The following is a 10541-nucleotide window of genomic DNA, read 5'->3' on the forward strand; positions in this document are numbered from 1 at the left end:
CATAGGCTCGTTTTACCTGAAATAAGAACCACTTCGGCCCCTCTATTTAACGCTTCCTTGGCAATTGCATAGCCCATTTTACCGCTTGAAGGATTTGAGATATATCTAACTGAGTCAATGAATTCCCTAGTTGCGCCAGCCGTAACAAGCACTTTTTCATCTGTCATATCATCAGGTGTGAGGGTCTTTTCTATCTCAGAAAGTATTACATCTATGTCTGGCAGTCTGCCTTTTCCTTCCCAACCGCAAGCCAGCTCGCCTTCGCCCGGCTCCATAATTATAAATCCTCGGTCTTTTAACTTTTCTAAGTTCTCCTGAACTGCAGGGTTTTCGTACATATTCACATTCATTGCAGGGCAAAGTATGATAGGCGCTTTGGTGGCAAGGATTATTGTAGATAAGAGACTGTCAGCAATACCGTTAGCAACTTTCCCTATAAAACTAGCCGTAGCAGGTGCTACAACCATTAGGTCCGCGCTGTCCGCCAGAGTGATATGACCAATTTCAGATTCCCACTCAAGGTCAAAGGTATTTATTGCTACTTTGTTGCCGGATAGCGTTTGGAGCGTGAGAGGGGTAATAAACTCAGTAGCGTTCTTAGTCATTACTACCTGAACGCCAGCGCTTTTCTTGACTAGACCTCTGACAAGCTCGCAAGACTTATAAGCCGCTATGCCGCCTGTTACCCCTACAATTACATTTTTTTCTTTTATGATAGACATTTTACTTACTTATAAGTTTATATCATAACAAATAACAGTAAATAGTTCCGCTTTGCTAAAAAAATATAATTTTATGTACGGTGAGGTTTGACAAATTCAAATAGGTGTATATACTCCTAATTATGTCAACAGATGTTAATAAGTCAAATCAATTATCGAAAGAGAAAATTATGGAGGGCCGAGGCTGCGCGGGGTTTAATCTCAAAATGGCAACTAGAGCAGTTCAGAACTACTTTGATAAAGCTTATAGAAAAATCGGATTAGAGGGCACTCAATATACAGTGCTTTCCCACATTTATGTAGTAGGGCCAATACCTCTATCTAAACTTGCTGAATTGATGTACGTAGACAGAACTACACTAGGACGAAATTTAAAGCCTCTTGAGAAAAGGGAGTTAATTGAGATTAAAGCAGGAAAAGACAAAAGAGAAAAACTGATCGCAATTACAGAAAATGGTAAAGAAGTCTTAGCTAAAGCACTACCGGTTTGGAAGCAAACACACGAACAAATAAAAACAATATTGGGTATTGATAACTGGGAATCAATGCTAGAAAACCTTAGGACACTTACCACGGAGCTTAAAGAGAAATAAAAAAAATTAGATATAAGTGTGCATATACACTTATGTTTAGAATTTGTGATAAAAAAATCAAAATTTGAAGAATCGCTATGGACCAGGAGAATGAGCATGCGCGCCAATTGTTTAAGTTATAGGTTTAACATTTCGACTAGATCACCATTTAAGATCAGCAAATTCAATCTTGTGTTGGCAATTTTTACATCCTTGCTGTTGTTAAGTTCATGCGGCAATGGAGATGACAATTTGGCGAATACCAACACTTTGGCAGTTTCCACCTTGATTGCAGAGCAAGTCCCTGAGTACAAAATCACTCAGAGCTATGTAGGAGAAGTTGAGTCTGCACGGATGAGTAGAATAGGCTTTGAGATTAGCGGCATGCTGGAAGAAATAGCATTTGATGAGGGGGACTCTGTTAACAAAGCTCAGGTTATGGCAACCCTCGACACTGACCGCCTTAAAGCCCGGCGTGCAGAACTTGTGGCAACAAGAGATCAGGCAAAAGCCAATCTTGAGCTAGCACAGATTACGAGACAGAGAACAAAGGAAGCACTTGATCTAAATGCTGTTTCATTTCAGGAATATGATGAGGCGGATAAGAGTTATAAAGCCCAGAAAGCTTCGTTGGAGCAGGCAAAATCCGCAGTCAAAACTCTTGATGTAGATATAGAGAAATCAAAACTAAAAGCCCCTTTTGATTCTGTTATTTCAAAGAGGTATTTAGATGAGGGAGAAGTTATTCAACCTGGTCAAGAGGTTTTTGAAATTCTGGAACGTGCGAGTCCTGAGGTCAGAATTGGACTTGCTACATCTATGATTGACGGAATTAAAGTCGGGGATCCTATAGAAATAAAAGTAAATGGTAAATCTTATGATTCTAAAGTAAAGACAGTTCTGCCTATAAGGGGACAGAATACAAGAACGGTGGATGTAATACTCTCTGTAGAAAACGACTTTAAAGATATAAGACAAGGTGATATTGCATCTGTGAATATTGAAAAACTGGTATCAAAAAATGGTTTTTGGCTACCGCTAACTGCACTCACAGAGAGCTCAAGGGGGCTTTGGTCCTGCTATGTAGCTATTCCTCTTGGTGATGTTGACTCTGTAAAAGGTGCAACACACAGACTTGAGCGTCGGGAGCTTGAACTGTTACACCAAGAATTCGAGATGGTCTATGTGCAAGGAACTATTAGCGATGGAGATATAATAGTTTCTGAAGGAATACAGCGTCTTGTGCCCGATCTGCTTGTTAAAATTAACAATTCCACCTCAGCTAGTGGAGGTGCCGAGTGAGCACCCTATTTCTTCGCAACAAATACCTTTTAGTACTCTCGATAGTAATAATCCTGGTCGCAGGCGTCTCAGCGATTATTTCACTCCCCCGCTTGGAGGATCCTAGAATTACAAATCGCAATCCTCTTGTAATAACAGTTGTTCCAGGTGCATCTGCTGAGAGGGTGGAAACACTTGTTACAGAAAAAATTGAGGAAGAGCTTAAAGAAGTCTCTGAGATAAAAGATGTTGAATCGACCTCACAGGCAGGTATATCCCTTGTGAGTATAGAGCTTAAAGATGAAGTTACAACAGAAGATAATGAAGAGATTTTCTCTAAAATAAGAGACAAGTTATCAGATGCAGTCGTAAATTTCCCAAAAGAAGCGAGGCTTCCTATCTTCGATGACAAGAGGGGCCCGATTGCTTTTACATTGATTTTAGGAATTACTTGGACCCACGATACTGATCCTAAACTCGGCGTGCTTAACCGTCTGGCTGAGGATTTAGCTGATAGGCTCAGAAACGTAAGCGGCACAGAGCTTGTGAGAATATATGGAGAGCCTACAGAAGAGATTACAGTTACTGTAGATCAGGATGAGCTTTCAAAGCTTGGTTTAAGTACTGTTGACGTCTCAAGCAAAATTGCCCAGGCTGATTCTAAAGTGCCGGCCGGTCTTCTTCGTTCTGAAAACACAGATCTATTTATGGAGGTCCAGGGGGAGCTTGATTCCCTCTCTAGAATTGGCGAAGTGCCGCTTATGACTAACGGCGCAAGCTCTGTTCTTAAAATTGGTGACGTCGCTCAAATCGACAGAAATTGGCAAGATCCCCCTTCGGAAATTGCACTGGCAGACGGCAATAGAACAGTATTTGTCGGAGTTAGGATGAGTGATGACATAAGGGTTGATAAATGGGCAAAAATCGCAAAAGCCCAGATTGATGATTTCACCTCTACCATAGGATCTGGGATTGAAATTGAAACAGTGTTTGATCAGAGCATTTATACAAACGAAAAGCTCTCTCAATTGGGCGGAAATTTGATTGCTGGAGCTCTGGTAATTATGGCTGTCATATTTTTTATTATGGGCTGGAGATCGTCTTTAATCATCGGCTCGGCTCTCCCACTGGTTGCGGCATCAGTTTTATTTATAATGATCTTAAGAGGCGGCGCACTTCATCAGATGTCGATATTCGGCATGATCATAGCACTTGGGTTACTGATTGATAATGCAATTATAGTGGTGGATGAAGTTAATAGCTATCTTCAAAACGGATACAAAGCTCTCGAGGCCGTCCGCCTCACAGTGAATCATCTATTTGCTCCACTTTTAGCTTCGACTCTTACTACAGTACTTGCTTTTATGCCCATACTTCTTCTTCCTGGGAATGCGGGGGATTTTGTCGGCTCTATTGGCGGTAGCGTAATTATGGCAATTATTGCTTCATATCTGATCTCGCTTACTATAATTGTTTCACTTGCGGGAATCTTCGCAAAAGCACCTGGAAAAAATCAAAAAAGACGCTGGTGGAAAAACGGCTATCAAAATGAGCATCTTAGCTCATCCGCTAAAAAATGGCTCTTAAAAGGTATGAAAAAGCCTGTTTTTGCTATTATGGTTGCTTTTATTCTTCCAGTTCTCGGATTTATTCTTTCAACACAGCTCGGAAATGAATTTTTTCCTCCAGTTGACCGTAATATGTTTGAAGTAAAAGTCTGGATGCCCCCCGAATCATCAATACTAAATACTAAAAAGCAGGCCCAAGAGATTGAAAAGGTAGTCAGAGAGTTTGAAGGGGTAGAGAATGTTAACTGGCTTATTGGCGGTAGTTTCCCTATGGTTTACTACAACTTAATTATGAATAAAGACGATACGCCTTTTTATGCACACAGCATTATAACGACTGATTCAAGTAATACGACAAAGAAACTGATACCTAAAATACAAAGAGAATTAGATTCAAGGTTCCCGGCAGCCCAAGTTGTAGTTAGGCAGTTCGGACAGGGCCCGCCGATTGAGGCTGATATTCAGATTAGACTCTATGGTCCGAATATTAAAATGCTTCAAGACCTGGGAGAAGAGTTAAGGTTAGAATTTCAAAGTCATCCAGATGTCCTACACACACAAATGAGCATGCCGAGAGGTAAGCCTAAACTCTGGGTGGAAGCTAATGAAGACGAAGCTAGCATTGCCGGATTTTCTCTCACCGATCTTGCGCTTCAATTAGAAGGGAATCAAGAGGGAATTACAGGCGGCTCAGTGTTAGAGAATCTAGAAGAGCTTCCTGTGCGCATAAGATATTCAAATGAAAGAAGAGGGGATTTTTCCTACACAGGTTCAACTAATTATGTTAGCCCTAGCGGTGAGATTGTTCCTCTTAACGCTATTGGAAAGCTTACTCTAAAGCCTGCTCTTGGCGGTATTACAAGGTTTGATGGCATACGAATGAACAAGGTCGAGGCTTATACGAAAAACGGGGCGCTTCCTATAGACGTCACATTTGAAGTTTTAGATAGAATCGAATCAGAGGGTTTCACGCTTCCCCCAGGCTATAGCTACGAGCTTGGTGGTGCGGTTGAGCAGGACAGCGAAGCTGTGGGCAATTTAGCTATTTATGCACCAATACTTGTAACAATGATGATAGCAATTCTAATACTTACTTTCAGAAGTGTAAGCCTTGCTCTTGTACTTCTGGTTGTGGCCCTAATGTCTATAGGGCTTGGTCAGCTATCAACCTGGATGATCGGCTTTCCTGTAAGTTTTAATACCATATTAGGAACACTAGGGCTGATAGGTATAGCAATTAACGACAGTATCGTGGTCCTGGCTGCAATAAGAGGAAATCCAGTGGCCCGGGCCGGGGATCCAGAGGCGGTTGTAGAAGTGGTGATGGGCTGTCTTCGCCATGTGATCTCGACCACGCTTACTACAATGGGCGGATTTTTACCGCTCCTAATATTTGTTGGCGGTGAGTTCTGGCCTTCATTGGCGATCGTACTAGTTGGCGGAATCGCAGGTGCCACTATACTAGCTGTTCTCTTTATTCCTGGAGCATATATTTTGCTTAATAGAAAAAAACAAGTCCTAGTACCGGAGGCCGCGTAATGAACAAATACTATCTCTTTTTGATACTGCTAGCATTGCTGCTGCAATCCTGTATGGTTGGGCCAAACTATGAGCAGCCACAAACCAATCTAGGGGATGACTGGGTAGGAGAATCTTATTCCCAAGACTATTCAGAGCAAGATGTGGATCTATCATGGTGGGAAAGTTTAGGAGATCCGCAATTAACTCTTTATGTTAACGAGGCCGTCTCGAGTAACTATGATATATCTATTGCCAGCGCAAGGGTAAGAGAAGCAAGGGCCCTTAGGGGAGTTTCAGCTTCAGCTTATTATCCCCAGATAGACTCTGATGCAAGTTACCAAAGATTTAGACAAAGTGAGAATGGAATTATAGATATTGGCACATTGTCTGATTTAGGATTTGCTGACGATCAAGGCGATCTTTATCAAGCAGGTTTTGACGCGTTTTGGGAAATAGACATATTTGGCGGAACCCGCCGCTCTGTGGAAGCAGCAAACGCCAGGGTAGAAGCCGCTGTTGAAAACAGAAGGGATGTATTAATCTCTGTGATCTCTGAGGTTGCAAGAAATTATGTGGAGTTAAGGGGAGCACAAAAAGGGTTAACTGTTTCTGAGAAAAATATCCGCATCCAAACCGATACTCTAAATTTAGTGGAAAATAAATATAAAGCCGGACTCTCCTCTGAGCTCGATGTAGCAAGAGCCAGAGCACAGCTTGAATCAACCCGTTCAACACTTCCTCCGATTAGAGCATCAATTAGGGCAAGTGCATACAGAATTGCAGTTCTTCTTGGACGTCGGCCCGGGGCTTTGCTTGATGAACTTCTAAAAACCAAGCCAATTCCGAGCACCCCGGACATTGTCCCTATCGGACTTCCATCAGATCTTTTGTTAAGAAGGGCCGATCTAAGGCGAGTCGAGAGTGAGCTTATGGCTGCCACAGCCGACATAGGGGTAGCTACCTCTGATTTATTTCCTAAGTTTTTTATAACTGGGGCTGCAGGGCTTGAGAGCGTATCTTTTTCAGACTTTTTTGACGCTTCGAGCGGGGTGTGGTCAATCGGGCCGAGCGTTAGTTGGCCGATTTTTCAGGGCGGCAGAATTCGCTCTAACATAAAAGTTGCCGAAGCAGTCAATGACGCTGAGCTTTCTCGCTATCAGCAGACTATTCTTCTTGCACTTGAAGAGGTTGAGTCTTCACTGGTGCGCTACGCTGAAGAAGAGCTTCGCCGCCGCTCATTAAACGAGTCTGCAAAATCTAGCCAAAAAGCAGTTAACTTAGCTGAGGTTGTCTACGAAAAGGGCCTAGCTGATTTTCTGACTGTGCTGGATGCGGAAAGAACTCTTACCGAAGTTGAGGATAGGCTTGTTAGAAGCGAGACAGAGCTGGTCGTAAATCTGATAGCACTCTACAAAGCATTAGGTGGAGGCTGGGAGTCTTTCGAAGAGGACAATCTAGCTCAGAAGTAGGCTCTATTTGAGATTCTAGAGTCTTATTTATAATATCTGTTATCCAATTATGTATGGCTCCACGTACTAGACCCTCAATGAACTAATGTACTTGCGAAATATTCGGGTAGGATTGTACTACTGCCTGGAGTTGACATTCCAAATACGATTGAGAACATTACAGTGATCTTTACGGGAGATAGATGACAGATAAAGTCCCACCGCAGGATAGTAGCAATTTAGAATCAGCTAATTTTCCAGTCAGCAAGAAAGTTGGGAGATGGGTACTTCTTGCAACCATCTTAGGCTCTGGTATGGCGTTTATCGACAGCACAGCTATGAATGTTGTAGTGCCTGTGCTTCAGTCTGAGCTTAATGCCACGATACCACAGGTTCAGTGGATAATCGAAGCCTACGCTTTATTTATGTCCTCTCTTATGCTCTTAGGCGGCGCGTTGGGCGATAAATTCGGGCGCAAGAGAATTTTCTCTCTGGGTATAATACTGTTCACGGGAGCATCTATATGGTGCGGCCTTTCACCAGATACTAGCCAGTTAATTGTTGCAAGGGCCTTTCAGGGCGTAGGCGGTGCTTTGTTGGTTCCGGGAAGTCTAGCAATAGTAAATATCTCATTTAGCGATGAGCGCAGGGGAAGAGCGATAGGAATATGGTCTGCTTTTACAGCCATAACCACTGCGCTAGGTCCGATCCTGGGCGGATATCTTGCCCAGAATGTGTCGTGGCGCCTTGTATTTTTTATTAACGTCCCATTGGCCATAATTGTGCTTGCAACTCTATACTGGCGCATCCCTGAGAGCCGTAAGGGAAGCGGGGATGAAAAAATTGATATTTGGGGATCACTTTTTGCAACTCTAGGGCTGGGATGCATAGTGTTTGGTCTTATAGATTCTGGTAATATCGGTTTTGGACACCCCAAAGTTATCATTCCTTTAATAGCGGGCGGCTTGTTCTTGCTGGCATTCCTATATTTAGAGAACAGAATTAAATATCCTATGATGCCGCTTAATCTTTTTAAATCAAAAACCTTTAGCGGCGGAAACTTAATTACACTTCTTTTTTGGGGCGCTTGGAGCGGCGCAGTCTTCTTTATTCCATTTAACCTTATACAACTTCAGGACTACAGCGCTGCAGAAGTAGGGTTTGCCTTTTTTCCATTAGTCATCGCACTGTTTGTAATTTCCCCATGGGCAGGAGGGCTAGTTGCAAAATACGGCGCTAGGCCGCCAATAATAGTTGGGACAGTCTTAGGAGCAATCGGATTTTATTTGTTTACCTTGCCGGGCATAGGCGGCAGTTACTGGACCACATTTTTCCCAGCCATTACAGTATTGGGGATTGGGATGGCGATTATTATCTCACCACTTACAACAGCGGTAATGGAATCTATATCATTAAGAGAATCAGGTGTTGCCTCCGGTATTAACAACACCGTAGGAAGGATTGCAGGCCTACTATCTGTGGCGATAATGGGAGTATTTGCACTATCTACTTTTAATAGAAATTTAGATCTCGATCTTAGCTCAATTGAGTTAACACAGCAGGAAAGACAGGTAATAGATGATCAGAGAATTAAAATTCTTCTTATAGATATACCTAAGGAAATTGATGACGATACAAAGGCAAAAGTACAGGCAGCTATTGATAATTCCTTTCTGGCAAGTTTTAGATTAATGATGCTTATATCTGCAGGCCTTGTATTGTTGGGTACATTTGTAGCTTTCGTTACTATAGAGAGACTGAATACACACTAGCGGTAAATAGCTTATTCAAATGAAACTATTTAATGAGAAATCTCGTATTTCTGATAGACTTTATTAATAGCTGTGAATTTAGAAACTCTTTAAAAGGAGCACATAAAATGACAAAAAAAGTGAATAGAACCGAAGAAGAATGGAAAGAGATGCTCACTGACGAGCAGCACTATGTAACAAGGAAAAAAGGAACAGAGAGACCCTTTACAGGAAAGTACCACGATCACAAGGAAGACGGAGTTTACAAATGCATAGGCTGCGGTGTGGAGCTCTTTATGTCTCAGACCAAATTTGATTCCGGAACAGGTTGGCCTAGTTTCTGGGAGCCTGCTAGTCTAGACCATGTTACAACTGAGGCTGACACAAGCCTTGGAATGATGAGGACTGAAGTCATTTGCAGCAAATGTGATGCACATCTTGGACATGTGTTCCCGGACGGTCCTAATCCTACAGGGCTTAGATACTGTATTAACTCATGCGCACTTGAGTTTGAAAAAAAACAATCAGATGAAGAAAGCGAATAGTTCGGATCAAATTCAAATTATGTTCATCTAATATGTTTACAATTGCATTCTACACTTCAAGTTACGAGAGGAAGATAAAATGGATCTAGATGCTTTTATGGAAGACATTATCGCCAAAAACCCAGGCGAAAATGAATTTCACCAAGCGGTAAAAGAGATCGCTCTAAAACTGGTTCCCTTCATCAACGAAAACCCAAAATACGAAGAGGCCAAAATTCTAGAGCGAATGGTTGAGCCTGATAGAACAATAATCTTCAGAGTGCTATGGGAAGATGACGAGGGGCGTCCACATGTGAACAAAGGCTACAGAGTGCAGTACAATGGCGCGATCGGTCCTTACAAGGGCGGACTCAGGTTTCACCCCACGGTTAACTTAAGCGTTCTAAAATTTCTTGGATTCGAGCAGATTTTCAAAAACAGCCTGACAACGCTTCCTATGGGGGGCGGTAAAGGCGGCTCTAATTTTGACCCCAAAGGTAAATCGGATAGTGAAGTGATGAGATTCTGCCAGGCATTTATGACTGAACTCTCAAAGCATATTGGCGAAGATATTGACGTTCCAGCTGGTGATATAGGGGTAGGGGCAAGAGAGATAGGGTATATGTATGGGCAGTACAGAAAGCTACATACTGAATTTACCGGTACACTTACAGGTAAGGGTATTGATTATGGAGGAAGCCAGCTAAGAACTGAGGCCACGGGTTATGGATGCGTCTACTTTGCTTCTGACATGGTAGAAGCTGCTGATCAAACATTAGAAGGAAAACGCAGCATTATTTCAGGATCAGGAAACGTTTCTATTTATACAGCAGAAAAGCTTTTGGAAGAAGGAGCTAAGGTGATCACGTTCTCAGATTCCTCCGGCTTTATATACGACCCAGATGGAGTGAACGAAGAAAAACTAGCTTTTGTTAAAGACCTAAAGGAAGTTAGGCGTGGCCGAATATCAGAATATGCAGAGGAATTTGGCTGCGAGTTTCACGCTGGGGAAACACCCTGGAGTGTTGAGTGTGATTTAGCCTTTCCTTGTGCAACGCAAAATGAGATAGACGAAAAGGATGCAAAGCTCCTTGTTAAAAACGGATGTAAGGTCGTTTGCGAAGGGGCCAACATGCCTACTACAATCGAAGCTA

Annotated in this window: 8 protein-coding genes; 7 read left to right on the forward strand and 1 reads right to left on the reverse strand. The window is 42.4% G+C overall.

The features are described 5' to 3' along the window. Positions 1-722 (reverse strand): bifunctional phosphopantothenoylcysteine decarboxylase/phosphopantothenate--cysteine ligase CoaBC (coaBC, locus tag AAF462_05880; GenBank protein ID MEM7008649.1); only part of this gene is annotated, 722 nt, incomplete at its 3' end. Positions 723-844: 122 nt separating this feature from the next. On the opposite strand from coaBC, the gene AAF462_05885 reads away from it, so the two are divergent. The 7 genes from AAF462_05885 to gdhA form a co-directional block, all read left to right on the forward strand. Beyond that, positions 845-1315, forward strand: coding sequence for a MarR family transcriptional regulator (locus AAF462_05885; GenBank protein ID MEM7008650.1), 471 nt, complete (start codon positions 845-847; stop codon positions 1313-1315). Positions 1316-1546: 231 nt separating this feature from the next. Then, positions 1547-2596: an efflux RND transporter periplasmic adaptor subunit gene (locus AAF462_05890; protein ID MEM7008651.1), complete on the forward strand. Its 1050-nt coding sequence runs from the start codon at positions 1547-1549 to the stop codon at positions 2594-2596. Continuing rightward, the gene (locus AAF462_05895; GenBank protein MEM7008652.1) at positions 2593-5682 is read left to right on the forward strand and encodes an efflux RND transporter permease subunit; all 3090 of its coding nucleotides are present in this window, start codon (positions 2593-2595) and stop codon (positions 5680-5682) included. Before AAF462_05890 ends, AAF462_05895 begins: the two co-directional genes overlap by 4 nt. After that, positions 5682-7133: a TolC family protein gene (locus tag AAF462_05900; protein ID MEM7008653.1), complete on the forward strand. Its 1452-nt coding sequence runs from the start codon at positions 5682-5684 to the stop codon at positions 7131-7133. The genes AAF462_05895 and AAF462_05900 overlap by 1 nt, the downstream gene beginning before the upstream one ends. A 182-nt stretch (positions 7134-7315) precedes the next feature. Then, entirely contained in the window at positions 7316-8884 is a 1569-nt protein-coding gene (locus AAF462_05905; GenBank protein MEM7008654.1) for an MFS transporter, read from the forward strand. A 107-nt stretch (positions 8885-8991) separates the two neighbouring features. Next, on the forward strand, positions 8992-9408 hold the full coding sequence (gene msrB / locus AAF462_05910; protein ID MEM7008655.1) for a peptide-methionine (R)-S-oxide reductase MsrB: 417 nt from the start codon (positions 8992-8994) through the stop codon (positions 9406-9408). Positions 9409-9487: 79 nt separating this feature from the next. Further along, positions 9488-10541, forward strand: a 1054-nt coding sequence (gene gdhA / locus AAF462_05915; protein MEM7008656.1) for an NADP-specific glutamate dehydrogenase, incomplete at its 3' end; no start/stop codon positions are given.

This window comes from Thermodesulfobacteriota bacterium (assembly GCA_039028315.1).
Taxonomy (GTDB): Bacteria; Desulfobacterota_D; UBA1144; order Nemesobacterales; family UBA2774; genus CR02bin9.